At 72.0% G+C, this 25,065-nt stretch carries 25 protein-coding genes; 11 read left to right on the top strand and 14 right to left on the bottom strand.

The genetic code is table 11. The annotated features are described in order from the left end of the window. The first annotated feature begins 6 nt into the window (after positions 1-6). The gene (locus AB0C84_RS10350) at positions 7-297 is read left to right on the top strand and encodes an MTH1187 family thiamine-binding protein (RefSeq protein ID WP_089312546.1); all 291 of its coding nucleotides are present in this window, start codon (positions 7-9) and stop codon (positions 295-297) included. Here AB0C84_RS10350 and AB0C84_RS10345 read toward each other — a convergent pair. Continuing rightward, positions 290-1,027: a neutral zinc metallopeptidase gene (locus tag AB0C84_RS10345; protein ID WP_179843041.1), complete on the bottom strand. Its 738-nt coding sequence runs from the start codon at positions 1,025-1,027 to the stop codon at positions 290-292. The genes AB0C84_RS10350 and AB0C84_RS10345 overlap by 8 nt on opposite strands. Positions 1,028-1,210: 183 nt before the next feature. On the opposite strand from AB0C84_RS10345, the gene AB0C84_RS10340 reads away from it, so the two are divergent. The 5 genes from AB0C84_RS10340 to AB0C84_RS10320 are packed head-to-tail and all read left to right on the top strand — an operon-like array spanning position 1,211 to position 6,083. Then, on the top strand, positions 1,211-2,011 hold the full coding sequence (locus AB0C84_RS10340; RefSeq protein WP_361063653.1) for an ABC transporter ATP-binding protein: 801 nt from the start codon (positions 1,211-1,213) through the stop codon (positions 2,009-2,011). Beyond that, on the top strand, positions 2,008-2,823 hold the full coding sequence (locus AB0C84_RS10335) for an ABC transporter ATP-binding protein (RefSeq protein ID WP_361063650.1): 816 nt from the start codon (positions 2,008-2,010) through the stop codon (positions 2,821-2,823). The genes AB0C84_RS10340 and AB0C84_RS10335 overlap by 4 nt, the downstream gene beginning before the upstream one ends. After that, positions 2,820-3,710 carry a branched-chain amino acid ABC transporter permease gene (locus AB0C84_RS10330; RefSeq protein WP_361063647.1) on the top strand — a complete coding sequence of 297 codons (891 nt, stop codon included), beginning with the start codon at positions 2,820-2,822 and terminating at the stop codon, positions 3,708-3,710. The genes AB0C84_RS10335 and AB0C84_RS10330 overlap by 4 nt, the downstream gene beginning before the upstream one ends. Next, the gene (locus tag AB0C84_RS10325) at positions 3,703-4,803 is read left to right on the top strand and encodes a branched-chain amino acid ABC transporter permease (protein ID WP_361063644.1); all 1,101 of its coding nucleotides are present in this window, start codon (positions 3,703-3,705) and stop codon (positions 4,801-4,803) included. Before AB0C84_RS10330 ends, AB0C84_RS10325 begins: the two co-directional genes overlap by 8 nt. Next, positions 4,800-6,083: an ABC transporter substrate-binding protein gene (locus AB0C84_RS10320; RefSeq protein WP_361063641.1), complete on the top strand. Its 1,284-nt coding sequence runs from the start codon at positions 4,800-4,802 to the stop codon at positions 6,081-6,083. Before AB0C84_RS10325 ends, AB0C84_RS10320 begins: the two co-directional genes overlap by 4 nt. A 13-nt stretch (positions 6,084-6,096) precedes the next feature. Here AB0C84_RS10320 and AB0C84_RS10315 read toward each other — a convergent pair whose 3' ends face one another. The 5 genes from AB0C84_RS10315 to AB0C84_RS10295 form a co-directional block, all read right to left on the bottom strand. After that, entirely contained in the window at positions 6,097-6,537 is a 441-nt protein-coding gene (locus AB0C84_RS10315) for a MarR family transcriptional regulator (protein ID WP_361063638.1), read from the bottom strand. After that, entirely contained in the window at positions 6,534-8,003 is a 1,470-nt protein-coding gene (locus AB0C84_RS10310; RefSeq protein WP_361063635.1) for an MFS transporter, read from the bottom strand. The genes AB0C84_RS10315 and AB0C84_RS10310 overlap by 4 nt, the downstream gene beginning before the upstream one ends. 90 nt (positions 8,004-8,093) lie before the next feature. After that, positions 8,094-8,903: an ABC transporter ATP-binding protein gene (locus tag AB0C84_RS10305; RefSeq protein ID WP_361063632.1), complete on the bottom strand. Its 810-nt coding sequence runs from the start codon at positions 8,901-8,903 to the stop codon at positions 8,094-8,096. Beyond that, positions 8,903-9,949 carry an iron chelate uptake ABC transporter family permease subunit gene (locus AB0C84_RS10300; RefSeq protein WP_179843049.1) on the bottom strand — a complete coding sequence of 349 codons (1,047 nt, stop codon included), beginning with the start codon at positions 9,947-9,949 and terminating at the stop codon, positions 8,903-8,905. The genes AB0C84_RS10305 and AB0C84_RS10300 overlap by 1 nt, the downstream gene beginning before the upstream one ends. Further along, on the bottom strand, positions 9,946-10,986 hold the full coding sequence (locus AB0C84_RS10295) for an iron chelate uptake ABC transporter family permease subunit (protein WP_361063627.1): 1,041 nt from the start codon (positions 10,984-10,986) through the stop codon (positions 9,946-9,948). The genes AB0C84_RS10300 and AB0C84_RS10295 overlap by 4 nt, the downstream gene beginning before the upstream one ends. Positions 10,987-11,123: 137 nt before the next feature. Here AB0C84_RS10295 and AB0C84_RS10290 point away from each other — a divergent pair, with 137 nt between their 5' ends. Both AB0C84_RS10290 and AB0C84_RS10285 read left to right on the top strand, forming a co-directional pair. Beyond that, a complete protein-coding gene (locus tag AB0C84_RS10290; protein WP_361063624.1) occupies positions 11,124-12,149 on the top strand; it encodes an ABC transporter substrate-binding protein in 1,026 nt (341 codons plus the stop codon). Between the two features lie 7 nt (positions 12,150-12,156). Next, positions 12,157-12,990 (top strand): siderophore-interacting protein, encoded by an 834-nt coding sequence (locus tag AB0C84_RS10285; protein WP_361063621.1) that lies wholly within the window; start codon positions 12,157-12,159, stop codon positions 12,988-12,990. A 6-nt stretch (positions 12,991-12,996) separates the two neighbouring features. Here AB0C84_RS10285 and mnhG read toward each other — a convergent pair whose 3' ends face one another. From mnhG to AB0C84_RS10250, 7 genes are all read right to left on the bottom strand, one after another. Next, a complete protein-coding gene (gene mnhG / locus AB0C84_RS10280) occupies positions 12,997-13,338 on the bottom strand; it encodes a monovalent cation/H(+) antiporter subunit G (protein ID WP_361063618.1) in 342 nt (113 codons plus the stop codon). Further along, positions 13,335-13,601: a monovalent cation/H+ antiporter complex subunit F gene (locus AB0C84_RS10275; RefSeq protein ID WP_179843053.1), complete on the bottom strand. Its 267-nt coding sequence runs from the start codon at positions 13,599-13,601 to the stop codon at positions 13,335-13,337. The genes mnhG and AB0C84_RS10275 overlap by 4 nt, the downstream gene beginning before the upstream one ends. Continuing rightward, positions 13,598-14,134 (bottom strand): Na+/H+ antiporter subunit E, encoded by a 537-nt coding sequence (locus AB0C84_RS10270; RefSeq protein ID WP_361063614.1) that lies wholly within the window; start codon positions 14,132-14,134, stop codon positions 13,598-13,600. The genes AB0C84_RS10275 and AB0C84_RS10270 overlap by 4 nt, the downstream gene beginning before the upstream one ends. Continuing rightward, complete coding sequence (locus AB0C84_RS10265) at positions 14,131-15,654, bottom strand: Na+/H+ antiporter subunit D (RefSeq protein WP_361063611.1); 1,524 nt, start codon at positions 15,652-15,654, stop codon at positions 14,131-14,133. The genes AB0C84_RS10270 and AB0C84_RS10265 overlap by 4 nt, the downstream gene beginning before the upstream one ends. Further along, entirely contained in the window at positions 15,651-16,067 is a 417-nt protein-coding gene (locus AB0C84_RS10260; protein ID WP_361063608.1) for a Na(+)/H(+) antiporter subunit C, read from the bottom strand. The genes AB0C84_RS10265 and AB0C84_RS10260 overlap by 4 nt, the downstream gene beginning before the upstream one ends. Then, on the bottom strand, positions 16,064-18,862 hold the full coding sequence (locus AB0C84_RS10255) for a Na+/H+ antiporter subunit A (RefSeq protein WP_361063605.1): 2,799 nt from the start codon (positions 18,860-18,862) through the stop codon (positions 16,064-16,066). The genes AB0C84_RS10260 and AB0C84_RS10255 overlap by 4 nt, the downstream gene beginning before the upstream one ends. Positions 18,863-18,981: 119 nt before the next feature. Then, positions 18,982-19,884 (bottom strand): LysR family transcriptional regulator, encoded by a 903-nt coding sequence (locus tag AB0C84_RS10250; protein WP_361063602.1) that lies wholly within the window; start codon positions 19,882-19,884, stop codon positions 18,982-18,984. A gap of 118 nt (positions 19,885-20,002) precedes the next feature. Between AB0C84_RS10250 and AB0C84_RS10245 the strand changes: the two genes are divergently transcribed. After that, the gene (locus AB0C84_RS10245) at positions 20,003-21,052 is read left to right on the top strand and encodes a YncE family protein (protein WP_361063599.1); all 1,050 of its coding nucleotides are present in this window, start codon (positions 20,003-20,005) and stop codon (positions 21,050-21,052) included. Positions 21,053-21,061: 9 nt separating this feature from the next. On the opposite strand, the gene AB0C84_RS10240 is transcribed toward AB0C84_RS10245, so the two are convergent. Further along, positions 21,062-21,589 carry a helix-turn-helix domain-containing protein gene (locus tag AB0C84_RS10240; protein WP_361063595.1) on the bottom strand — a complete coding sequence of 176 codons (528 nt, stop codon included), beginning with the start codon at positions 21,587-21,589 and terminating at the stop codon, positions 21,062-21,064. 90 nt (positions 21,590-21,679) lie between these two features. On the opposite strand from AB0C84_RS10240, the gene AB0C84_RS10235 reads away from it, so the two are divergent. Beyond that, entirely contained in the window at positions 21,680-22,570 is an 891-nt protein-coding gene (locus AB0C84_RS10235; RefSeq protein WP_361063592.1) for an LLM class F420-dependent oxidoreductase, read from the top strand. Between the two features lie 571 nt (positions 22,571-23,141). Continuing rightward, the gene (locus tag AB0C84_RS10230; protein WP_361063589.1) at positions 23,142-25,046 is read left to right on the top strand and encodes an AAA family ATPase; all 1,905 of its coding nucleotides are present in this window, start codon (positions 23,142-23,144) and stop codon (positions 25,044-25,046) included. Positions 25,047-25,065: the final 19 nt, after the last annotated feature.

Here is a 25,065-nt window from a genome sequence, read left to right as displayed (position 1 = left end):
TGCGCGATGCTCGTCGCGTTCTCGGTCACCCCGCTCGGCGCGGGCGAGGAGGTCGGCGAACTCGTCGCCGAGGCGGTGCGGGTGGTGCGGGCGAGCGGCCTGCCCAACCGGACCGACGCCATGTTCACCACGATCGAGGGCGAGTGGGACGAGGTGATGGCGGTGGTGAAGGCCGCCACCGACGCGGTCGCGGCGCGGGCGCCGCGAGTGAGCCTCGTCGTGAAGGCCGACATCCGTCCCGGCGTGACCGGCGCCCTCGACGCCAAGGTGGAGTCGGTGGAGCGCCACCTCAGGTGAAGCAGGCCCGCACGCCCTTCTCGCCGCCGCGCGAGAAGGCGCGCAGCCGCTGGACGGCGGAGCCGTGGTCGCCGGGCCTGGTCCAGGGCGCCCGGTCGCCGATGACCTTGAAGGCGTCCACCAGCTCCTGCTCGTCGCCGTCCTCGAACCGCAGCGTGCCGTCGTCGGACGAGCCGTAGAGGGCGGCGCCCGCCAGGCAGTCGGCCTGCAGTTCGGCGGCGGGCGACACCAGGCCGCGCCGGAGCCGGTTCTGCACCGCGTGGCCCCACTCGTGCGAGATCACCAGGTAGACCCACGCGTCGCCGCGCGCGTACCCCGACCGCATCAGGTGGGCGTCCCAGGCGACGAAGTCCCCGGTCGGGCAGTACGCCGCGTTGTCGGGTTCGAACCGCTCGCCGCCGCACACCGGCGCTGAGGAGGGGTCACGCCCGTCGTAGAGGCCGACGACGCGCGGTGAGCTGTACTCCCCCGTGAACAGGCGGTCCCAGTGGCGCCGCCAGAAGTCGTCGGTGAGCGTCTCGGCGGTCCGGACGTCCTCCCGGAACTCGCGCTCGTCGAACGCGGCCTGCCGGGGAGCGGGCGCGCGGGACGCGACCGGGGTGCCCTGCGCCGCGGGACGGGCGCCGGGGCCCGTGGCGGCCGGGCCGTACTCGCAGGCACCCGTGAGCGCGGCCGCCAGGGCGAGCGCGGCGGCGAGCCGCCGCGAACGGTTCCATGCCGTCTGCCTCATGACGGGTCATACGCACCCGGACCCCCAGAAGGACGAACGCCCGCCCGAATCGGGCCGCACTGTGCTCCCCGCACAACCCGAACGACGTTCGATTGGACCCCCGCCCCGTCTTGCCCGCGGCCCGTGGACGCAGGTCGGGGCCCCGTGCTGGGGTGCCGGTCACACGAACTTCTGGAGGGGCGCATGGCGAACGGGACCCTCGCGGTCCGTGGGCTGTCGGTGAGCTACGGGCGGGCGGTGCGGGCCCTGCGCGAGGTCACGCTGGACGTCCCGGCGGGATCGGTCACGGCCGTCCTCGGCGCGAACGGGGCCGGCAAGACGACCCTGCTCCGCGCGATCTCGGGCACGCTGCCGTTCCACCGCGGCGCGGTCGACGCGGGCACGGTGCGGCTCGGCAAGCGGTCCCTGATCGGCCTGCACCCGGCCACCGTCGTGGCGGCCGGGGTGGTGCAGGTCCCGGAGGGCCGACGGGTGTTCGGCCGGCTCAGCGTCGAGGAGAACCTGCGGGCGGGCGCGCTCGGCGCGCCGAGCAGGTCGGACGCGGCGAAGGCCCGCGCGCGGGTGCTCACGCTGTTCCCGCTGCTGGCGGAGCGGGCGCGCCAGCGCGCCGGGCTGCTGTCGGGCGGCGAGCAGCAGATGCTCGCGATCGGGCGGGCGCTCATGGCGTGCCCGGCCGTCCTGCTGCTGGACGAGCCGACGCTCGGGCTCGCGCCGCTCATGGCCGAGCGCATCGCCGAGACCGTCCGGGAGATCAACCTGCAGGGCACGGCGATCCTGCTGATCGAGCAGAACGCGGCGCTGGCGCTGGAGCTGTCGTCGTCCGCGCACGTGCTGGAGGTCGGCGCGGTGACGCTGCACGGCCCGTCGGCGGAGCTGGCCGCGAGCGACGAGGTCAGGCGCCGCTACCTCGGCGTCGGCGGCGAGGACGCCGAGGCCCCCGGGACCGGGGACGGGCCCTCGCTGGAGCGGTGGTCCGCCGGATGAGCGGGACGGAGGAGGGCGAGCTGCGCGTCACCGGGCTCACGGTGCGGTTCGCGGGGCTGACGGCGCTGGACGGGGTGGACTTCACCGTCGCGCCCGGCAGCGTCCACGCGGTCATCGGGCCGAACGGCGCGGGCAAGTCGACGTGCTTCAACGTGCTGTCCGGCGTCTACCGGGCGAGCGAGGGCAGCGTGCGGTTCGGCGGGGCGGAGCTCACCGCGCTGCCGCCGCACCGGATCGCGGCCCTCGGCGTCGCCCGGACGTTCCAGAACATCGCGCTGTCGCGGCACCTGTCCGTCGAGGACAACCTCATGCTCGGGCGGCACCGCCTCACCCGGGCCGGGTTCGCCTCGGCGGGGCTGCGGATGCCGTGGGCGCGCGGGGAGGACGCGCGGCACCGGGCCCGGGTCCGCGACATCGCCGCGTTCGTCGGCGTCGGCGAGCATCTGGCCGCGCCCGTCGGGCCGCTGCCCTACGGCGTGCGCAAGCGGGTCGAACTGGCACGGGCGCTCGCGATGGAGCCCCGGCTGCTGCTCCTGGACGAGCCGGTGGCCGGGATGAACGGCGCGGAGCGGCGGCGGATGGCCGAGGTCATCGCCCGCGCCCGCGCCGACCTCGGCCTCTCGGTCCTGCTGGTCGAGCACGACATGGGGATGGTGATGCGGCTGGCCGACGAGGTCACCGTCCTGGACTTCGGCAGGCGCATCGCGGGCGGCGCGCCCGCGGCGGTGCAGCGCGACCCGGCCGTGGTCCGCGCCTATCTCGGTGCCGCGCACGCGCCCGCGGACGCCCCCGAATCGGAGGGAAATCCTTGAGCACGTTCATCGAGCTGGTGGTCAACGGGGTCTCGGCGGGGTCGGTGTACGCGCTGATCGCCCTCGGCTTCGTGGTCATCTTCAAGGCCACCGAGGTGGTCAACTTCGCGCACACCTCGCTGCTGCTGGCGGGCGGCTACGTGACGGCCGTGCTGCACGACGACATCGGGTTCCTGCCGGCGCTCGGCGCGGGGGTCGCCGCCGCGGCCGCCGCGGGCGCGCTGGTGGAGCTGCTGGTGCTGCGGCGCGCCCGGGTGGAGGACCACTCCGTGCTGGCGATCGTCACGATCGGGGTCGACATCGTGCTGACCACGGCGCTGACCCGGGAGATCGGCACGCGGGTCCTGCCGCTCGGCGACCCGTGGGGGGACGGGATCGTCGAGGTGGCGGGCGTCGGCGTCGCGCAGACGCGCATCGCCGCGTTCGTGACCGCAGCCGTCCTGATCACCGCGTTCCTGCTGGCGTTCCGCCTCACCCCGTGGGGCGTGGCTATGCGGGCGGCGGCCGAGGACGGCGAGACGGCAGCGCTCATGGGCGTCCGGCTGAGCCGGGTGTCGCTCGCCGCGTGGGCGATCGCTGGGGCGCTCGCGGCGGTGGCGGCGCTGTTCCTGACCGTGTTCCCCACCCCCGGCCTGGACCGCGCCACCTCGTTCGCCGCGATGAAGGCGTTCCCGGCCGCGATCCTCGGCGGCCTGGACTCCACGACGGGCGCGCTCGTCGGCGGCCTCGCCGTCGGGCTCACCGAGTCGCTGGTGACCGGGTACCAGGGCCAGCTGTCGTTCCTCGGGCGCGGCATCGGCGACGTGGCGCCGTTCCTGGTGATGCTCGCGGTGCTGCTCGTCCGTCCCGCCGGGCTGTTCGGGACGAGGGAGCTGTCGCGTGTCTGACCCCCGGATCCGGCTCGCGTCCGCCGCCGCGGGCATCCTCGTCCTGCTGGCCATGCCCTTCTACCTCGACGCGTTCTGGCTCCAGACGGGCCTGTTCGCGATGGCGGCGGCGATCGGCGCCATCGGCCTGAACCTGCTGACCGGCGCCACCGGGCAGCTGTCGATGGGGCACGCCTTCTTCCTCGCGGTCGGCGCGTACGGGTACGTCTACCTGGCGTCCGGCTCCGGGCCGCGGCTCGCGGGGCTCGGGCTGCCGACGCCGCTGGCGTTCCTCGGCGCGATCCTGCTCGCGGGCGTCGCGGGCGGGCTGTTCAGCCCCATCGCCGGGCGGCTGCGCGGCACCTACCTCGGCATCGCGTCCCTCGCGCTGATCTTCATCGGGCAGCACCTGCTGTTCAACGCCGGGAGCGTCACCGGCGGGTTCAACGGGCGGGACGTCCCGCCGCTGGAGATCGCCGGGTTCCGCTTCGACGACGCCCCCGGGCTGGTGGTGTTCGCGGTCCCGCTCGGCGCGCTGGAGCGGCTGTGGTTCCTCGCCGTCGCACTGCTCGTCCCGGCCGTGTGGATCGCGCGCGGCATCCTGCGCGGGCGGCCCGGGCGGGCCCTCAACACCATCCGCGACCACGAGGTCGCGGCGGCGGTGATGGGCGTCCCGGTGGCGCGCTACCGGGCAGGGGTGTTCGTGCTGTCGTCGATGTACGCGGGGGCGGCCGGGGCGCTGCTCGCGCTGGCGTTCCGGCGGACCGTCCCCGACTACTTCGGCATGTTCCTGTCCCTGGACTACCTCGCCATGATCGTCATCGGCGGGCTCGGCACCGCGGCCGGCGCCGTCGCGGGCGCGGTGTTCGTCTCCGTACTGCCCCAGCTCCTCACCCGCTTCGGCGACGATCTGCCGCTCGTCGCCGCGCCCGGCTCGGGCGCTGTCTCCCCCGCCGAGGCCGCCCGGATCCTCTACGGCGCCGCCGTCGTCGCCGTCGTGCTGTTCCTGCCCGGCGGCCTGACCGGGACGTGGACGCGGCTGCGCACCGCCGCGTCCCGGCGCCGGGCCTCCCGTCCCCTCACCCGATTCGAGCAAGAGGAGCAAGCAATATGAAGCGCATCCGCAGGCCGGGCCCGGCACGTCTCGCCGCGGTCGCGGCGCTGGCCGCGGCGCTGCCGCTCGGCATGGCGTCGGGCTGCAGCGGCAAGGCGTCCGGCGGGTCCGGCGGCACCGGGCCGGAAGGCGTCAGGACCGGGCCCGGCGTCAGCGACGGCACGATCCGCGTCGGCGTCGAGACCGACCTGACCGGGGTGTACGCGCCGCTCGGCAAGAGCCTCACCCAGGCGCAGCAGTTGTACTTCGAGCAGCTGAACGCCCAGGGCGGCGTCTGCGGGCGCAAGGTCGAGCTGGTCGTCCGCGACCACGGCTACGACGTGCAGAAGGCCGTCGCCGCGTACAGCGAGATGCAGTCGAGCGTCATCGGCATCGCCCAGTTCGTCGGCTCGCCGATGGTGACGGCGCTCAAGGGGCGCATCACGTCCGACAAGATGTTCGTCATCCCGAACGCCTGGTCGACGACGCTGCTGGGCAGCCGGTACATCCAGGTCACCGGCACCACCTACGACATCGACATGATCAACGCCCTGGACTTCCTCACCCGGGAGAAGGGCCTCGCCAGGGGCGACAAGGTCGGGCACGTGTACTTCGAGGGCGACTACGGCGAGAGCGCGCTCGCCGGTGCGAAGTACGCCGCGGGCGAGCTCGGCCTCACGCTCGTCGAGCAGAAGATCAAGGCGACCGACAACGACATGTCCGCCCAGGCCGCGGCGCTGAAGAGCGCGGGCGTCAAGGCGATCCTGATGAGCGCCGGGCCGCGGCAGTCGGCGTCGCTGGCGGGCCTCGCCCGCGCCAAGGGCATGACGGCGCCGATCGTGGCGAGCAACTCCGGGTTCTCGCCGCAGCTGCTGCAGACCGCGGCGGCGCCCGCGCTGCTCAAGGACTTCTATCTCGCCAGCGCCGGGGCGCCCGTCTCGTCCGGCCTGGCGCCGATCAAGAAGCTGGCGGACGACTACGGGAAGAAGTACCCGGGGCAGCCGCGCGACAGCGCCGTCGTCAACGGCTACACGGGCGCGGTCATCTTCGCGGACGCGCTGAAGAAGGCGTGCGCGGCCAAGGACCTCACCCGCGAGGGCCTGATCAGCGCGCACCGCTCCACCACCGCCCACGACGGCGGCTACGGCACGCCGATGGACTTCTCGAAGGTGGACGAGCCCGGCACGCGCAGGACCTACATCCTGCGGACGGACGCCAAGGCGCTCGGCGGCCTGGTCGTCGAGCGGGAGCCCGCGGAGTCGGAGGCGGCCAGGACCTACAAGGTCCCCGCCGGCGCCTGACCCGGGGCCGCGGTCAGCCTTCGGAGACCAGGCGCGCCGCGACCCGGTCGAGGACCGCCAGATCCTCGGCCGGGAGGTCGTAGAGCGACGGCGGCGGGGTGTCGAGGATCCGCTCGGCCTCCGCCGCCGCGGCCCGCCCCGCCGCCGTCGCCGTCACGATCTTGGAGCGGCGGTCGGCGGGGTTCTCGGTCCGCTCGACCAGGCCCCGCCCGACAAGGTCGTCCACCACGAGGGTGACGTAGGGGCGGTCGGTGAGCAGCCGCTCGGCGAGGTCGCGCAAGGACAGCGGGGCGGTCGCCACGGCGATGTGGCGCAGCGCCTTGACCCGGAAGAAGCTCATGCCGAGCGCGTCGGTGACCTCGCGGCGCCGGTCGCCGCGCTCGTGCAGCAGGACCCGCAGGTTGTGCCACGCGCGCGCGGCGGTGTCGGCGTGCTGGACGGCGGGCTCGGTCATCGCGCACTCGCTCCCGTCACATCGCGTGCGTCCGGCGCCGGCTCGTCGCCGCCGAACAGGCCGGCCGTGCGCGCCGCGCTGCGGGCGGCCCGCCGGCCCGTGGTGGCCGTGCCCAGCACCAGGACGGCGGCGGCGCATCCGGCGAGGATCCAGTATGCCGGTCGGGCGGCCGACACGAAGGCGGACGCGGCGGGGTGCTCCGCGGCCGTCCCGGCGGCCAGCACGGCGCCGATCACCGCGACGCCGAGCGCCTGCCCGATCTGGCGGCTGGTGGAGGCGACCGCCGCGGCGACGCCCGCCTGGGCGCGCGGCATCCCCGCCACGGCGGTGTTGGTGATCGGCGAGTTCACCATGCCGAACCCGATGCCGAACAGCACGTACGCGGCGAACAGCGTGAGGTCGTTCGTCTCGGCGTCGAACGCGGCGAACAGCAGCCCGCTGGCGAGCATCGCCGCCCCCGCGATCTGGAGCGGGAGCCGGGGGCCCCGGCCGCCGACGAGCCGTCCCGACAGCGGGGCGGTCACGGCGGTCATCGCCGCCATCGGCAGCAGGAACAGCCCCGCGTGCAGCGCCGACAGCCCGCGCACGTTCTGCAGGTAGAGGGTGTTGAGGAAGAGGAAGCCGCCGAGCGCGGCGAACGCGCTGACGGCGACGACGGTCGCGCCGGAGAACGGGACGCTGCGGAAGAAGCGCAGGTCGATCAGCGGTTCGGGGGCGCGCAGGGCGTGCACGACGAACCCGGCGAGGGACGCGGCCGCGACGAGCGCGGCGCCGTAGACGGCCGGGTCGGCCAGGCCGCGGCCGGGCGCCTCGATGATCGCGAAGGTCAGCGTCCCGAGCAGCAGGATCATGAACGCCTGGCCGAGCGGGTCGGGGCGGCGCGGGCGCGGGGCGCGCGACTCGGGGACGAACAGCGCGGTCAGCGCGAGCGCGGCCAGCCCGATCGGCACGTTCAGCCAGAAGATCGACCGCCAGCCGACCGAGTCGACCAGCAGCCCGCCGACCAGCGGCCCCATCGCCATGCTGAGCCCGACGACGGCGCCCCAGACGCCGATGGCGCGGGCCCGCTCGCGCGGCTCGGTGAACACGTTCGTGATGATCGACATCGCGACGGGGTTGAGCATGGACCCGCCGACCGCCTGCACGACGCGGGCGGCGACGAGCAGGCCGAGGGACGGCGCGAGGCTGCACAGCACCGACCCGACGGAGAACAGGGCGAGCCCCGTCTGGAACACGCGGCGCCGCCCGATCCGGTCGGCGGTGGAGCCGGACAGGAGCAGCAGGGACGCCAGGACGATCAGGTACGCGTCGATCGTCCACTGCAGGCCCGACAGCGAGCTGTGGAAGTCGCGCTGCAGCGAGGGGAGCGCGACGTTGAGGATCGTGTTGTCCAGGCTGACGATGAGCAGGCTCAGGCAGCAGATGGCCAGCACCGCCACCCGCCGCCGGGGACTGAGTTCGGGCACGCCGCCTCCAATCGTTATAGCCCTACAACCATTAGGAGGCTACAACGATTCCGGGCGTGCTCCGTCCTGCCCCGCCCGCCGCGGGGCGCCTCAGCGCGGCGCGGGGATGCGGGCGCGGGCCGCCGGGACGACCAGCGGGGTGCCGGTCTCCGGGCAGTCGATCACCCGGCACGGCAGCCGGAAGACGCGTTCCACCAGGTCGGCGGTGACGACGGCGGACGGGTCGCCCTCGGCCGCGATCCGGCCGTCCCGCATCGCGATCATGTGCGTGGCGTAGCGGGCGGCGTGATTGAGATCATGCAGGACGGCGACGACCGTCCGGCCCTCCTCGTGCAGCCGCGCGCACAGGTCGAGCACCTCGATCTGGTGCGCGATGTCGAGGTAGGTCGTCGGCTCGTCCAGCAGCAGCAGCGGCGTCTGCTGGGCGAGCACCATCGCGATCCAGACCCGCTGCCGTTGCCCGCCCGACAGCTCGTCCACGTGCCGGTCGGCGAGGTCCCCGACGCCGGTCGCGGCCATCGACTCGGCGACGACCCTTTCGTCCTCCCTGGACCACTGCCGCAGCAGGCTCTGGTGCGGGTACCGGCCGCGCGAGACGAGGTCGGCGACCGTGATGCCCTCCGGCGCGATGGACGACTGCGGCAGCAGCCCGAGCGTCCGCGCCAGTTTCTTGGCGGGCCAGTCGGCGATGGGACGGCCGTCCAGCACGACCGTCCCGGCGGTGGGCTTGAGGATCCGCGCCAGCGCGCGCAGCAGCGTCGACTTGCCGCACGCGTTCGGGCCCACGATCACCGTGAACGATCCCTCGGGGACCGCCACGTCGAGGTCCTCGGCGATGGTGCGCTTGTCGTAGGCCAGGGTGAGCCCCGTGCCGGCGAGCCGCGCGGTCGCGTCCTTCATCACATCCGTCCCGTCTTGCGTTCGGTCACGAGGAGCCAGACCAGGTATCCGCCGCCGAGCAGCCCGGTCACCACGCCGACCGGGAGCTGGTGGCCGGGGAAGCCGCGCTGCGCCGCCCAGTCGGCGGCCACCAGCAGCGCGGCGCCCATGCACGCCGCCGGAAGCAGGTTGGGGCCGGCGGTACGGGTGAGGCGGCGGGCGATCTGCGGCGCGGTCAGCGCGACGAACGAGACCGGCCCGGCCGCCGCCGAGGCGAGCGCGGTGAGCAGCACGGCCGCGGCCAGCAGCAGCACCCGGACCCGCTCGATGGGCACGCCGAGCCCGTGCGCCGCGTCGTCGCCCATCTCCAGCATCCGCAGCGCCCGGCCGCATCCGGCGAGGACGAGCGGGCCGAGCACGGCGAGCGCCGCGATGACGGGCGCGGCGTCCGCCCAGTCGCGGCCGTCCAGGCTGCCGGTCAGCCACAGCACGGCGCGGGCCGCGTCGGTGATCTGCGCCTGGGTGATCAGGTAGCCGTTGACGCCGGTGAGGATCGCGGCGACGCCGATGCCGGTGAGGATGAGCCGCTGCCCGTGCGCGCCGTGCCGTCCGGCCACCAGGTACACGACCAGGCCGGTGAGCAGGCCGCCGCCGGCGGCGCCGGCCGCGACCGCGACGCTGCCCGCGCCGGTCAGCACGATCACCGCGAGGACGCCGGTCGCGGCGCCCTGGCTGAAGCCGAGGATGTCGGGGCTGCCGAGCGGGTTGCGGACCAGCGACTGGAAGATCGCGCCCGCCAGCCCGAGCGCGGCGCCGACCGCGAGCGCGGCCGCCACGCGCGGCAGCCGGATCTCGTTCACGATGAGCGAGTCGGCGGGCGAACCCCGGCCCGCCAGCGTCCGCACGACGTCGGCGGGGCTCATCGGGAAGTCGCCGCTGCCGATGAGGAGCACGCCCGTCCCGAGCGCGGCGGCGAGGCAGAGCGCCGCGACGACGAGGGCGCGCGGCCGGAACCGGAACGACACGGCGGGCGTCCGGACGACGGCGAAATGCGGCCCCCTGCTCATGCGCGTGATCCTCCGTGCCGGCGGACGAAGTAGAGGAACACCGGCCCGCCCGCGACGACCATCACGACGCCGACCTGGAGCTCCGACGGGCGCACGATGACGCGTCCGAAGACGTCCGCCGCGAGCATCAGGGCGGGCGAGAGGACCGCGCAGTACGGGATGAGCCGGCGCAGGTCGGGGCCGGTCAGCGCGCGGACGAGGTGCGGCACCATCAGCCCGACGAAGATGATCGGCCCGCACGCCGCCGTCGCCGCGCCGCACAGCAGCGTGACGGTGACGATCGCGGCGATCCGGACCCGCCCGGGGTGGGCGCCGAGCGAGCGGGCCGCGTCCTCCCCCATCGCCATCGCGTTCAGCGGGCGCGCCAGCAGCAGCGCCGCCACCAGCCCGGCCAGGACGAACGGCGCGACGCGGACGACGGTGTAGCCCTGCGCGGAGGCGAGCGACCCGACCGTCCAGAAGCGCATCCGGTCGAGGGACGCGGTGTCGAGCAACTGCACGGCGTTCACGTAGGAGAAGAGCGCGGCGTTCAGCGCGGACCCGGCGAGGGCGAGGCGGGCCGGGGTGGCGGCGCGCCCGCCGCCGACCGCGTAGAGCAGCACCGCGACGGCGCCCGCGCCGGCGAACGCGAACCACACGAACCCGGTGAACGAGGTGACACCGAGGAAGGAGATGGCCGACACGACCGCGGCGGCGGCGCCCGCGTTGATGCCGAGGAGGCCGGGGTCGGCGAGCGGGTTGCGGGTGAGCGACTGCATGACCGCTCCGCCGAGGCCGAGCGCCGTCCCGGCGAGCAGCCCGAGCAGGGTGCGGGGCAGGCGCATCTCGCGGACGAGCGTGTACGCCGCCGAATCGGAGTGGAGGAGCCCGTCCCAGACCTGCCCGGGCGACAGCGGCTTCGCTCCGATCCCGAGGCTCAGCACGACGGTGGCGAGGAGGAGCAGCAGCGCGCCGGCGAGCCCGACGGCCGACCTGCCGCCCGGCGGACGCCGGTCGGCCGCGGGCGGCGTGACCGGCGGCGACTTCGTCGTCAACACGTGGCGGGCTCCGGGGGGGGGACGGCCGGGGACCACCGTGACGGTCCCCACTCTGGACAAGATCTTAGGTTAGGTTAACCTAAGCTCCCATCCGCCGACCATCCGGTCAGGCAACTTGATTTGGGAGAAAGCAGGACATGTCGAACATCGGGGCACAGCACCTCACCCGCCGCGGCCTGCTCGGCGCGGGCGGCGCCCTCGCCCTCGGGGCGCTCATCAGCGCGTGCGGAAGCGGCGGCGACGCGAGCGGCACGGCCTCGCCGGGCGGCGCCTGGACGTTCACCGACGACCGCGGCACCGAGGTCCGGCTGAAGGCGCGCCCGCAGCGGGTCGTCGGCTACGTCGGCACCGCCGCCGCCCTCTACGACTTCGGCGTGGACCGCCAGATCGTCGGCGTGTTCGGCCCGACCAAGCTCAAGGACGGCAAGCCCGACCCGCAGGCCGGGAACCTGCCGGTCGACCGCCTGGAGATCATCGGCAACGCCTACGGCGAGTTCAACATCGAGAAGTACGCCGCGCTTCGCCCCGACCTGCTCGTCGACAACATGTTCCTGCCGGGCGAGCTGTTCTACGTGCCGGCCGAGAGCAAGGACAAGATCTTCGCGCTGGCGGGCTCGGTCGCCATCTCCGCCGGCGCCGTCGCGCTGCCGAAGCCGATCGAGCGGACCGCCGCCCTCGCCGCCGCCCTCGGCGCCGACCTGAAGTCGGCGAAGGTCACCGCCGCCAAGGCGCGCTTCGACAAGGCCGTCGAGGCGCTGCGCGCGGCGATCAAGGCCAAGCCGGGCCTGAAGGTGCTGGCGGCGTCCGCGAGCCCCGACCTCTTCTACGCCTCCAGCCCGGCCAAGAACACCGACCTCATCTACTTCAAGGAGCTCGGCCTCGACCTGATCGAGCCGGACAAGCTGAGCAAGGAGGGCTACTTCGAGAATCTGAGCTGGGAGAACGCCGACAAGTACAAGGCCGACGTCATCATGCTCGACTCCCGCACGCAGGCGCTCCAGCCGAAGGACCTCGGCTCCAAGCCGTCCTGGAAGGACCTGCCCGCGGTGAAGGCGGGCCAGGTCATCGCGTGGCAGCCCGAGCCCCGCTTCTCCTACGAGGGCTGTGCGCCCATCCTCGAAGCGCTCGCCGCGTCCCTCCAGTCGGCGAAGAAGACGGGCTGAGGCCGCCATGGCGAAGACCCCGGCGCACCCGTACGCCTTCTTCGACCTGCACGTCCTGCGGTCCGAGCGGCTCGGCCCGTCCATGGTCCGCATCACCTTCGGCGGCGAGTCCGTGGACGGCTTCGTCACCGGCGGCCGCGACCAGCGGTTCAAGATCTTCCTGCCGCACCCGCACCAGGACGCCCCCGTCATGCCGCGCGGCAGCGGCGGCGACACGTGGTTCGCCGACTGGCGGGCGCTGGACCCGGCCGTGCGCGGCGTCATGCGGTCCTACACCGTCCGCGCCAAGCGCCCCGGCGAACTGGACGTCGACTTCGCGCTGCACATGGACGGCGCGTCCGGCCCGGCCGCCCGCTGGGCCGCGGCGGCGAGCGCGGGCGACCGCGTCGCCGTCCTCGGCCCGACCGGCCCCGACAACGGCGGCTACGACTTCCGGCCGCCGCCCGGCGCGCCGGTCGTGATCGCGGGCGACCTGACCGCGCTGCCCGCCATCGCCGGCAGTCTCGCCTGGCTGCCCGCCGGGACGTCCGCGCAGGTCTGGATCGACGTACCCGAGCCCGGCGACCGCCAGGACCTGCCGACCGCGGCAGAGGCGCGGATCGACTGGGTCTCCCCCGGCGGCCTGCTGGACGCCGTGCGCGCGGCGGCGATCCCGGACGGCGCGTACGCGTGGATCGCGGGCGAGTCCGCCGTGGTGAAGGCGCTGCGCCGGCACCTGGTGAACGAGCGCGGGCTGGACCGCCGCGCCGTCACCTTCACCGGCTACTGGCGGCGCGGCGCCACCGAGGAGGACCTGCTCGCCGAGGTCGTCGCCGGCGGCAGCCCCGCCACCGAGGAGTGAGCCGGGTCAGGGGCCGCGGCCGGTGTCGGTGTCGGTGTCGTCGAGGGTGAGGGCGGACCGGTCGAGGGCGCCGGCGCGGTAGGCGGCGGCGCCGATGGTCTGCGCGGCGACGGGCGCGGTGAGCAACTGGACGACCGCGACCAAGAGCAGCGGGGCGGCGGCCGCGACGGAGCGCGCCTGGGGCGCGGCGCCCGCGAGGACGAGCAGGAGCCCGATCGTCTGCGGCTTCGTCGCGGCGTGCAGCCGGGTGAGCAGGTCAGGGAACCGCAGCACGCCGAGCGCGCCCACCGCGCAGAACGCGGCGCCCGCGGGGAGCAGGACGGCGGTGACGACGTCGCCGGCGGTCACGAGCCGTCCTCCCGTCGCGCCGCGAGGCGGGCGGCGGTGACCGACCCGACGAACCCCAGCAGCACGACGGCCACCAGGATCGTCGACAGCGCGGGCTCGCCCCGGACGGCCGAGTGCACCGCGATCCCGCTGACCAGCAGGACCGCGAGGACGTCCACGGCCATGATCCGGTCGAAGGACGTCGGGCCGCGGACGAGCCGCGCGGCGGTCATCAGGATCGCCGCGCCGAGCAGGACCATGGTGACGGTGTAGACGGCGGTCATCCCTGTCCTTCCTCCGCTGTGTCCTCGGGTGTCACGAGGGCCCGCATCAGCCTGCGCTCCGTGCGCAGCACGCCGTCCCGCGCGGCGTCGGCCTCCCGGCGGTCGCGGACCGGCATGCCGTGGATGCGCAGGATCGACCGCTCCCAGTCGAGGTCGACGAGCAGGGTGCCGGGGCGCAGGGAGATGCTCGTCGTGACCACGAGCAGGACGAGCTCCGAGCGCGTCCGGGCGCTCACCTCGATGACGGCGCCCCGGACCCGGCGCGGGGCGCGCAGCGCGTGCCAGCCGATGACCACGCTCGACGCCAGCAGGTCCCACGCGAGCTCCGCGGCGGCCTCGGCGAGGCGCAGCGGCCGGATCCTGGTGACGAGCGGGACCGCGGGGAGCCTGCTCACCGCGTAGGCGATGACCACGGCGACGACGCCGCCCGCGACGATGAGGGCGTCGACCCGGCCCCACAGCACCACCCAGACCGCGAGGAGCCACGCCGCCATGCCCAGCCGGGCGCCGATCCTGCGAACCGTGGTCCTCACGGCGTCCTCCCGTCCAGCACGGCCCGCCGGTAGGCCGACGGCTCCACCAGGTCGGCCGCGGCGCGCGCGCTCCAGGACGACAGCGGCCCGGCGAACACGGCGATGAGGAGCCCGCCCGCGACCATCACGGCGGTCACGGCCTGCATGACCCGCACCCCGCCCCGCGTGTAGGGCTCGGAGGAGGGCGGCTCCCCCGCCTCGGCCGGGCGGGGCCGCCAGAACCCGAGCGCCCAGATCCGCGCCATCGCCATGAGCGTGAGGAGGCTCGCGAGCACCGCGACGCCCGTGACGGCGTACGCCAGCGGCCGTCCCGACCCGAGACCCGCCTGGAACAGGGCGAGCTTCGCGACGAACCCGGACGTCGGCGGCACGCCGCTCACGCTCATCGCGGGGATGAAGAACAGCACGGCGATGAGGGCCGACAGGCGCGCGAGGCCGCCGAGCCGGTGCAGCGACGTCTCCCCCGTGCGGGCCTGGATCAGGTCGCTGACCAGGAACAGCGTCGCCTGCACGACGATGTGGTGGACGAGGTAGAGGATCGCCCCGGTGAGCCCGGCGACGCTGAACAGCGCGAGCCCGAAGAGCATGTAGCCGATGTGGCCGACGAGGGTGAAGGAGAACACCCGGTGGATGTCGTCGTTCGCCAGCGCGCCGAGGGTGCCGACGACCATCGTCCCGGCGGCGAGGACGAGCATCACCCACGACCCGTGCTCGCGGGGGAACACCAGCGTCTCGACGCGGATGAGCGCGTAGACCGCGGCCTTGGTCAGCAGCGCGGCGAACACGGCGGTGACCTTGGTGAGGGCGGCGGGGTAGGCGTCGGGCAGCCACAGGTGCATCGGCACGATCGCGCCCTTGATCCCGAACACCACGAGGAACAGCAGCCCGAGCGCCGTCCGGGTGCCCGCCGGCAGGGCCGGGACGCGCTCGGACAGGTCGGCGAGGTTCACCGTCCCGGCCGCCGCGTAGGTCAGGCCGAGCGCGGTGAGGAACATGATCGAGGACGTGAGGCTGACGACCGTGTAGGTCATGCTCGCCCGGAGGCGCTCGGCCGTCGGCTGGAGGGTCATGAGCACGTAGCTCGACGCGAGCATCACCTCGAACGCGACGAACAGGTTGAACAGGTCACCGGCGAGGAACACGAGGCCGACCCCGGCCGTCAGCGCCAGGTACGCGGGATGGAAGACGCCCGGCTCGCTGCGCCGCTCCAGCGCGCCCGCGCCCTCCGCCACCGCGTGCAGCATGATCGCCAGCAGCACGGTGCTGGACACCACGAGCAGCAGCGCCGACAGCCGGTCGGCGACCAGCGTGATCCCGAACGGGGCCGCCCACCCCCCGACCCGCACTGCGACCACCCCCTCCCGTGCCACGGCGACCAGTACCGCCACGCAGGCCGCCACCGCCCCGGCCCCGACCAGCGGCGCGAGGACCCGCAGCCAGAACCGGCGGCGACGGCTGATCATCGCGAGGGCCGCGCCGAGCAGCGGCAGCGCGAACGGCAGCGGAAGCAGGACGTTCACTCGTCCTCCTCCAGCGGGTCGTGCCGCTCCGGCGGGGCGTCCCAGGACCCGCGGCGGCGCTCGGCGCAGATCCGGCGGTCCTCGACGTCGTCCTGCACCTCGTCCTCGCCGAGCAGCCGCCGGCTGCGGTAGGCCAGCGCCAGCAGGAACGCCGTGACCCCGAACGTGATCACGATGGCGGTGAGCGCCATGGCCTGCGGCAGCGGGTCGGCCATCGCCAGCCGCGACTCCCCGCCGAGCAGCGGCGGCGCCCCCGCGGCCCCGCCCGCCAGCAGCAGGACGAGGTTGGCGCCGTGCCCGAGCAGCATGAAGCCCACCACGACGCGGATCAGCGACCGCTGCATCAGCAGGTCGAACCCCGCCGCGAAGAGCACCGCGACGGTCAGCACGAGGACGAGCGCGGGCCCGGTCACACCGCCTCCTCCTCGTCCGGTTCGTCCTCCAGGCTCGCCCCGAGCGTGGTGAGGATCGTCAGGACCAGCCCGAGGACCACCAGATACACCCCGATGTCGAAGAACAGGCTGGTCGGGACGTGGACCTCGCCCAGGACGGGCGGCGACGCGTGCCAGACCTCCCCCTGGAGGAACTCCCCGTGCGGGAACCCGCCGGCCGTCCAGCCGGCCGCGCCCGTGGCGACCGCGAGCCCGAGGCCGCCGCCGATCAGGACACTCGGCCGCACCGGCAGCGCGGTCGCCAGCTCCCGCCGGCCGCCCGGCAGGTAGCGCAGCACGAACGCCATGCCCGCCACGAGCCCGCCCACGAACCCGCCCCCCGGGTGGCCGTGCCCCGCGACGAGCAGGTAGAGGGAGAACACCAGGATCGTCGGGCCGAGGAACCGCGCCGCGGCCTCCAGCACTACCGACGATCCGCCCAGCGGCGGGCGCCCCGGCGCCGCCAGCCAGCGGCTCCCCGCCTCCCCGGGCCCGCGCTCGCCGCCGGACGGGCTCGGCAGCCGCCGCCCGCTGGTCACCAGCCCGACCACGCCCATCGCCGCGACGCCCAGCATCGTGATCTCGCCGAGCGTGTCGAGCGCCCGCATCTCGACGAGGATCGCGTTCACGACGTTCTTGGCCCCCTCCTCGGCGGCGAGCCGCGCGTACCCGGCACCGACCGGACGGGAGTCGCGGCTCAGCGCCGCCACCACCAGGAACAGCGCGACGAACCCGCCCAGGCACACGCTGACCGTCCCGGCGACCGCCCTCGCCGGCCCCGTGCGGCGCCTCTCCGGGTACCGGACCGGCAGCCGCCGCAGCACCAGCACCAGCATGATCAGCGACAGCGTCTCCACGACGAAGAGCGTCAGCGCGAGATCGGGACCGCCCTGCACCACGAACAGCCCGCCGACCCCGTAGCCCGTCCCGGCGAGCAGCAGCGCGGCCGTCAGCCTGCGGCGGGCCCGCAGCGCCGCGAGCGCGCAGCCGATCACGACCACGGCGAGGACGACCTGCGCGGGGTCGTCCCACGCCCGCAGCCGGTCCACCGGGATCTCCGGGCCCGTCCCCCGGACCAGGGCCGCCACCAGCGCCGACCCGGGTACTACCAGCGCCATCGCCCCGATCACACCGAGGTAGACGGGCAGCGAACCGATCTGCACGCGCGTGGTGACCGCGTGCGCCCCGGCGAGGATCCCCTCGACCGTCCCGTCGTAGTCGCGCTGCGCGTCGAGGAGCCGCCACCGCGCCCGCCTGACGGGGAACGTCCGTCCGAACAGGACGAACACCACGGCGCCCACCACGAGCGCGACCACGGAGAGCCACAGCGCCGGCCCGAGGCCGTGCCAGAGGGCGAGCTTGTACTCACCGTCACTCGGCAGCGTGTCCGCATAGGGCCCGGCGAGCTTCTGCATCACCCCGGGAGCAACACCCAAGGCGAATCCGGCCACGGCGAGGACCACGACGGGCCCCACCAGACCCCAGTGCCCCCCGGGCGTGACCTCGGCCCGGCCGCCGAACGCACCGACCAGGAACCGCACGCCATAGGCCACGGTCAGCGCGGACCCCGCCACGACACCGGCGAGGACGGCCACATCCCAACCGCCATGGGCGAACGCCTCCATGGCCGCCTCTTTCGCCACGAACCCCAGGAACGGCGGCAGACCGATCATCGACGCCGTCGCCGCCGTCGCCGTGACCGCCAGGACCGGCAGCCGCCGCCAGGCTCCCGAGAGCCGATCGGCGCGGCGCGTCCCCGTCTCGTGCTCCACCGTCCCGACCGTCAGGAACAGCGGCGCCTTGAACAGCCCGTGGGCCAGCAGCAACGCGGTGCCGGCCAACGCCGCGGTCCGCGTCCCGTCGCCCAGCAGGACCATCAGCAGGCCGAGCTGGCTCACCGTCCCGTACGCGAGCAGCCGTTTCAGGTCATGCTGCCGCAGAGCGAGCACCCCGCCCGTCAACAGGCTCAGCAACCCGACCCCCACCACCAGCGGGCGCCACACGGCGGCGTCGCCGAACGCCGGCGCCAGCCGCGCCACCAGGTAGACACCGGCCTTCACCATGGCCGCGGCGTGCAGATAGGCACTGACCGGCGTGGGCGCCACCATCGCGGCGGGAAGCCACGCGTGCAGCGGCACCTGCGCAGACTTGGCGAACGCTCCGAGCAGCACCAGCACCACCCCGGCCGTCGCCGGCGAACCGCTCGGCGGATCGGCCGCCATCGCCGAGATCCGGTACGTCCCGGCGGTCTGCCCGAGCAGCACGAACCCGGCGAGCATGACCAGCCCGAACGCGGTCGTCGTCAGCAGCGCCTGCGCGGCCGCCCGCCTGTCCGCCGCCCGCTCCGGCCGCGTCGCGCCGATGAGCACGAACGAGCTGACCGTGGTCAGCTCCCAGAACACGTACAGGACGAGCAGGTTGTCGGCCAGCACCAGCCCCGTCATCGCCCCCGCGAACGCGACGAGCGTCCCGATCATCAGCCGTTCGGGACGCTCGAAGTACCAGCCCGCGTAGCACAGGACGACGGCGCCCACCCCGCCGATCAGCAGCAGCATCACGATGGACAGCGCGTCCAGCCGGAAGTCGAACACCAGCCCGAGCTCCGGCGCCCAGTCCAGCCGCGCCGTGAGCGCGGCCCGCCCGACCTGCGAGGCGGCCCACCCGGCCGTCACCGCCGGAAGGACCGCGGCGACGCACGCCATCACGCGCCGACGGCGCCCGAGCACCCAGGGCACCGCCACCGCGACGACGGCATAAGCGAGAACCAGCGCGAGCATGCCGCCCCAGCCCCCCTCCGCAAGGCACGTCGCCCCCCACCTACCCGATCATCACCCCCGAAACGACCACCCGCCCGCATGGAACCACCAAGATCCACCCGGCCCGGCGCGCCCCGGCTTCACCGACCTGCGGGCGAGTTCTGGCGGACGGTGGTGCGGACCTGGTCACGGAACCACTGGTGGCCCCGGTCGGAGGAGTGGCGCGGGTGCCAGGCCATGCCGATCTCGATGGGCGGGGTCGCGACGGGGATCGGGAAGGTGCGCAGTCCGAGGGCGGCGAGGGCCTCGGGGAGCCATCCGTCGAGGGTGAGGCAGACCAGGTCGCCGGTGCGGGCCATCAGCAGGGCGGCGGTATGGCTGGGTACGACGGCCGCGACCCGGCGGCGCAGCCCCTGCCGGGCGAGCGCGGCGTCGATGGGCCCGTGGCGCTTGCCCTGCCGGGAGATGCCGATGTGGTCGGCGGCGGCGAACCGGCGGGCGTCGACGGGGCCGTCGAACAGGGGGTGGTCGGCTCGGGCGACGGCGACCAGGGGGACCGAGGTCAGGGCCTCGGTGCGGGTCTCGGGGTCCAGATGGTCGAGGACGCCGAGTTCGAGGTCGACCGTGCCCTGGCGCAGGGCGGGCGTCCCCTCGATCGACTCCGGGAGGAAGACCAGTACGGCCCGGGGCGCCTGGGCGCGGACGCGTTCGGTCAGCGGCGCGGCCAGATTGGCCAGCAGGAGGTCGCTGACCTGGGCGGTGAACGTCCGGTCCAGGTCGGGAAGGCCGGGCCCGGGCACCGGGGCGAGGACGGCATCGGCGTGTTCGAGGAGCGAGCGGACCTCCTCCCGCAGGAGCACCGCGCGGGGAGTGGGGACCATCTGCTGCCCGGCGCGGACCAGGAGCGGGTCGCCGGTGGTGCGGCGCAGCCGTCCGAGGGCGCGGCTGACGGCGGCCGGAGAGGTGCCGAGGCGCTCGGCCGCACGGGTGACGCTGTTCTCCTGGAGGAGGGCGTCCAGGGTCGTCAGCAGGTTGAGGTCCATGGCACCCCTCATCGAATTGCGTTCGGCGAAACTATCCGTTGCCCATCTTTGCATTGTGCGACATGTCGGTGGTGGCCAAGACTCCAAGCGTCCGCACGATACGAACACTGGAGCGACCATGACGCAGTCCGTCCGCGCAGGCAGGGAAGGCGACCTGCTGGCGGTGGTGAGCCAGAGCAGCGCCACCGTCTCCTTCTTCGACGCCGCCGACGACACTCACATCGGCGACGTCGACGTCCTCGCCGAACCTCACGAGCTGTGCTTCGACGCCCGCCGGCGGCTCCTGTGGTGCGCCAGCACCTACCGCTCGGGCTACTACCACGCGAACTCCGGCAGGCGCAGCGAGCTCACCGCCATCGACCCCGACACGCGGCGGATCGTCGAGGTCGTCGACCTGTCGCCGGAACACGCGCCGCACGGCCTCGCCCTGGACGCCGAGCGCGGGCTCCTCTACGCGAGCGTCGAGGGATCCGACGAGAGGCCCGGCGGCGTGGTGGTCGTCGACACCGCCACACGGCGCCCGATCGGGCGGATCGACACCGAGGCCCCGGGCCCGCACTGGTTCGTCATCAGCCCGGACGGGACGACGGGATACGCCACCAACAAGGAGGCGCCGTTCGTCTCGGTCGTCGACCTGGAGAAGGGGACGCTCACCGCCAAGGTCGAAGTCCCCGGCAGCGAGGGACTGGCCGTGTCACCGGACGGGACGCGGGTGTTCGTCGCCGCGCCCTACGGATCGTTCGCCACGGGCGCCGAGCCGCCCTCCCCCGGCATCCGGGTCATCGACGCCAAGACCGCCGCGGTGACCGAGGTCCTTCCCGTCGAAAACGTCGTGTTCCCCGTCCACGTCACGTCGACCGGCAAGGTGCTGGCGGGGGAGCTGCGGATGGCCGCCGAACCCGGGAGCCCTCTGGGCAGCCACGCCCCCGGCCGGCTGACGGTGTTCTCCGCCGTCTCCGGCGACCGGCTCGGCCAGGCGGAGATCGGCCTGTTCCCGCTCACGATCACCTCCTCACCGGACGGCGCGCTCGGATACGTCGCCTGCGTCACGTCCTCGACGGTCGACATCATCGACCTGGAGTCGATGAAGCGGCTCAACCGGCTCGACATCGCCAAGCGGGGCGAGCCCGGCGCGCACGGCCTGGCCTACATCCCCCGCGCTCGCTGACCTGCGGGCTCAGGCCTTCGCCCTGAGACCGTCCAGCATCACGCGAGTGACGGCGTCGTCCTCCTGGGCGCCGGGACGGCAGACGGCGGTACTGAGGATCTCGACGGCCTCCACCGGGCTGATGTCATCGCGCATCGCGCCCTCCTCCTGCACCTCCCGCATGAGGTCCCGGAGGAGGCCGTCGACCTCGTCCTGCAAGGCGATCCTCTCCTCCGGCATCGAATCGCCATCCGCGACGGCCTTGATGAGAGCGAACGGCTGACCAGCACAGAAAGCGACGACCCGGGTCAGTACCTCCCAGCGCGGAAGCTCCTGCGCGCGAAGCCGCCGTATCTCCACTCCAAGGCACCGGAGCGAACCGGTCGCGATCTCCTCGACGAGAGCCCGCCGGTCCGGGAAATGCCGGTAAAGGGTGCCCACGCCGAGATCCGCCGCCCGCGCGATCTCCTCCATGCTGACGCCGGGCCCCCGCTCGACGAACAGCCCGAGAGCGCAGGAAACGATCCGCTCGCGGTTGCGCTTCGCGTCGGCCCGCATCGTCCACTCCCCACGGTTAACCGGAACAACAGATTCAGGTTATCCTGCACAACCAGAACCGGAAGATCCGATTCATCTTGGGAGCGACTCATGCGCATCGGACTGTTCACCATCGCCGGAACGGCCCCCTTGGACGACCTCGTGACACAGGTCCGCCAAGCCCGCGACGCCGGTCTCGACAGCGTCTTCTTCGGCCACGCGGGCTCCTGGGACGCCCCCATGACCGCCGCGGTCGCCGGCCGCGAGGTCCCCGGCATCGAGGTGGGCACGGCGATCGTCCCGACCTACCCGCGCCACCCCCTCGCCCTGGCGAGCCAGGCACTCACCGCGCAGGCCATGACGGGCGGCCGCTTCACCCTCGGCATCGGCCCGAGCCACCCCCAGGTCATCGAGGGATCGCACGGCATCGCCTACGACCGCCCTGGGCGACACGTCCGCGAGTACCTGTCGGCCCTGCGCCCTCTGCTGCGCGGCGAGGAAGTCGACTACCACGGCGAGACTTTGACCGCAGTGGGCAAGCTGGACGCCCCGGGCGCGACCCCGCCGCCGGTGCTGGTGTCAGCGCTGGGCCCGGCCATGCTGCGGATCGCGGGCGAACTGGCCGACGGCACCGTGACGACCTGGGTGGGCGCCGACGCGATCGCCGACCACATCGGCCCGTCCATCACCAAGGCCGCCGAGGCCGCAGGCCGCCCCGCACCCCGAGTGCTGGCAGGCGTCATAGCAGCTCTCACCAACGACCCGGACGCCGTCCGCCGCGACCTGGCGAACCAACTGGGCGCCGCGGCAGACTTCCCCGCCTACCGCGCGATCCTCGACCGCCAGGGCCTCTCCGGCGTCCACGAGACCGTCATAGCCGGAGACGAGAGAACGATCACCCGCGAACTGCGCCGCTTCGCCGACGCAGGCGCAACCGACCTACTCATCAGCCCCCGCAGCGACCCGGCGGAACTCCTCGCCCTGGCCGCCTCCCTGCGCTGAGAACGCCCCACCGAATCCGAGGTGGAATGGCGACGTGGGCTGGGTATCTCCGAGAAGGAAGGGAAAACTATCGGCACACCTGAACGTGCTTGAAATGCCGCAACCAGCGGCAGCGTGAACAGGATCGAAAGCCGCAACCGGGAGCCGGGGAGCGAAGCTCACCACCGGGGGGTTCCGGGGGGTCGCCCCCCGGCTGGCACGACGGGCCCCGGCGAAGGCGAGCAAAGCTCGACGAGCAGGGAACCCCGCCTCGCTCCCGCGATTGGACTCGAACCGGCCACACCGGCTAGAGACCACACGCCGCATCCCTCACACGCCGAGATGCCTGTCCCCCAGTCTCCAGGGGCGTCCAAGCTCGTCCACCCTGCTTGGCACTCACTTTGATACTCACCTTGGCATCTCCCAGCAGCGCGCGGCCATACGGCTCCGCCAGAACCCTGACCTCGCCAGCGCTTGCTGATCTCCACCCCAACGGGTAGAGCCTCACGGTTTTCCATCAAACTGGTCGCTCAGCCGCCACCAGACTCTATAGAATGCACACTCATACATCCACCTGGAACCAAGGAAACTGATGAAGTATAAATCCTTTAGATTTCGCAATTTTAAGGGGATTGAGAATCTAACTCTCCCCCTAAATGAGGGAGTGACCACTCTTATTGGCTTGAACGAGAGCGGAAAAACCACCATACTCGAGGCGATATTTGCCTTTTCGTATGGCGCAGAAGACTTGGAGGCCGTCAATCCAGGGATGTCCGCCCTGAGCAATCGCGAGGGCTGGATTCCGATCTCTCGTCGCGCCAACTACAATGAGAACATCTCGGTAACGGCTGTAATTGAGCTCGACGAGATAGACAAAAAAGAAACGCGAAAGTATGCGCAAGAGAAACACAACTTGACACTTACTGAACTCTCGACGACGATTGCCATTACAGAGCATTACGTCTACGAAGATTCTCTTTACAAGAAGAAAAAGGTGCTCTGGCGAATCAAGGTCGAAGGCACGCGAGGCAAGCAACGGAAAGCGCGTAGCTATGACGCCCAAAACGAGGAATGGCAGGGCATTGTAAAGTTCATCAAAACCAGGCTGCCAAAAATTCTTTACTTTCCAGATTTCCTGTTCGATCTCCCTGACAGGTTCGAGCTGGCGCCCACAAAAGCACCTAACCTCGGCTTCGGTGATCGATTCGGAAAGGTGAAGCAAGTCCACGAACCTATGGGCCCCTCAGGAGAGAGGACCCGGCGCGCTCGCAACAAATTCTATCGCGCAACTTTCGAAAACATCGTGCACCAGGCAGGGAACGGCGCCAACCTGGACACCCATGTAATTGCTCGACTAAGGTCGGGCAACCTCGCCGACCGGCGCAACCTCGGCGCGCTTCTTCATGACATGAGCCAGATGGTCACTGAGACCGTCTTCGGAGGTTGGAATCGGATATTTGGGCGAGCACCTGCCGCGCAGGAAATCCAGATCGATGCCAATATCGATGACGACGGCGTCCCTTTCCTCGAACTACGTATCAAGGGCCCCGATGGCTATTACGACCTGGCCGAACGCAGCCTCGGGTTCCGCTGGTTCTTTATGTTCCTGCTCATGACGTCTTTTCAAGGAAAATCCACTTCAAAAACCAAGCCGCTAATCTTGTTGGACGAGCCAGCATCCAACCTCCATTCCAGCGCTCAAGCCGAACTACTGAAAAGCTTCGAGAAGTTGATTGAAGGCTGCAGTTTGGTGTACTCGACCCACAGCCACCACCTGATTAACGTCAAATGGCTGGACAGTGCTTACGTGGTTCGGAACTCTATTCTAGACTCGGCTGATCTGGAAAAGTATCTCTCAGCTCGGGGAGGCTCGACCGTAATCACTGCAACTAGATATCGTGCCTTCGTGAGCCAAAACCCGGCCAAGACTTCTTACATTCAACCAGTGCTTGACCTGCTTCAGCATCAGCCATCTGTTTTGGAGCCAGTGCCTAATGTCGCTCTGGTCGAAGGAAAGTCGGACTTCTTTGCACTACGGTATGCAAATGAAGTACTCGGCATCGGGCCGGACGTCAAATTGGTTCCAGGAGGAGGCGCTGGCTCTCTGGAGCCTCTCATCAGACTATACATTGGCTGGGGAAAGAACTTTTTGATCTTGCTGGACGGCGATACGGAGGGAGAAAAGCAACGCCAACGCTACGAGCACGAGTTTGGCCCACTCGTTCGCGGGCGGATTGCAACTCTTCCTGAACTATGCAAAAATGGGCAAGTTAAAGAATTGGAGGACCTTTTTAGCGTCGACGACAAACGGGTGATCGTTGCACGTATTTTTCCCGATCTAGATCCGTCCCGCAGAATCTCGAAAAAAAATATTCAACGTTCTCTTGTCGAACTCTATGCACTCAAAGAGAGAGTGACTCTTTCGCCGGACACGATTGACCAGTTCGAAGAGCTACTTGACGAACTTCAGGGACGACTCACTCCGAACGAACCTTAGGCTTCCCCAAAAAGTGATA

The organism is Actinomadura sp. NPDC048955 (genome assembly GCF_040649435.1).
In the GTDB taxonomy this organism is placed as follows: Bacteria; Actinomycetota; Actinomycetes; order Streptosporangiales; family Streptosporangiaceae; genus Spirillospora; species Spirillospora luteofluorescens.
The sequence above is the reverse complement of the archived record's forward strand: the minus strand, read 5'-3'. Positions and strand labels throughout refer to the sequence as shown.

Excerpts from the sequence above, each read along its gene's own strand:
- AB0C84_RS10350 (WP_089312546.1), top strand. The coding sequence starts at position 7 with ATGCTCGTCGCGTTCTCGGTCACCCCGCTCGGCGCGGGCGAGGAGGTC.
- AB0C84_RS10345 (WP_179843041.1), bottom strand. The coding sequence starts at position 1,027 with ATGAGGCAGACGGCATGGAACCGTTCGCGGCGGCTCGCCGCCGCGCTC.
- AB0C84_RS10340 (WP_361063653.1), top strand. The coding sequence starts at position 1,211 with ATGGCGAACGGGACCCTCGCGGTCCGTGGGCTGTCGGTGAGCTACGGG.
- AB0C84_RS10335 (WP_361063650.1), top strand. The coding sequence starts at position 2,008 with ATGAGCGGGACGGAGGAGGGCGAGCTGCGCGTCACCGGGCTCACGGTG.
- AB0C84_RS10320 (WP_361063641.1), top strand. The coding sequence starts at position 4,800 with ATGAAGCGCATCCGCAGGCCGGGCCCGGCACGTCTCGCCGCGGTCGCG.
- AB0C84_RS10315 (WP_361063638.1), bottom strand. The coding sequence starts at position 6,537 with ATGACCGAGCCCGCCGTCCAGCACGCCGACACCGCCGCGCGCGCGTGG.
- AB0C84_RS10305 (WP_361063632.1), bottom strand. The coding sequence starts at position 8,903 with ATGAAGGACGCGACCGCGCGGCTCGCCGGCACGGGGCTCACCCTGGCC.
- AB0C84_RS10300 (WP_179843049.1), bottom strand. The coding sequence starts at position 9,949 with ATGAGCAGGGGGCCGCATTTCGCCGTCGTCCGGACGCCCGCCGTGTCG.
- AB0C84_RS10290 (WP_361063624.1), top strand. The coding sequence starts at position 11,124 with ATGTCGAACATCGGGGCACAGCACCTCACCCGCCGCGGCCTGCTCGGC.
- AB0C84_RS10285 (WP_361063621.1), top strand. The coding sequence starts at position 12,157 with ATGGCGAAGACCCCGGCGCACCCGTACGCCTTCTTCGACCTGCACGTC.
- AB0C84_RS10275 (WP_179843053.1), bottom strand. The coding sequence starts at position 13,601 with ATGACCGCCGTCTACACCGTCACCATGGTCCTGCTCGGCGCGGCGATC.
- AB0C84_RS10255 (WP_361063605.1), bottom strand. The coding sequence starts at position 18,862 with ATGCTCGCGCTGGTTCTCGCTTATGCCGTCGTCGCGGTGGCGGTGCCC.
- AB0C84_RS10250 (WP_361063602.1), bottom strand. The coding sequence starts at position 19,884 with ATGGACCTCAACCTGCTGACGACCCTGGACGCCCTCCTCCAGGAGAAC.
- AB0C84_RS10245 (WP_361063599.1), top strand. The coding sequence starts at position 20,003 with ATGACGCAGTCCGTCCGCGCAGGCAGGGAAGGCGACCTGCTGGCGGTG.
- AB0C84_RS10240 (WP_361063595.1), bottom strand. The coding sequence starts at position 21,589 with ATGCGGGCCGACGCGAAGCGCAACCGCGAGCGGATCGTTTCCTGCGCT.
- AB0C84_RS10235 (WP_361063592.1), top strand. The coding sequence starts at position 21,680 with ATGCGCATCGGACTGTTCACCATCGCCGGAACGGCCCCCTTGGACGAC.
- AB0C84_RS10230 (WP_361063589.1), top strand. The coding sequence starts at position 23,142 with ATGAAGTATAAATCCTTTAGATTTCGCAATTTTAAGGGGATTGAGAAT.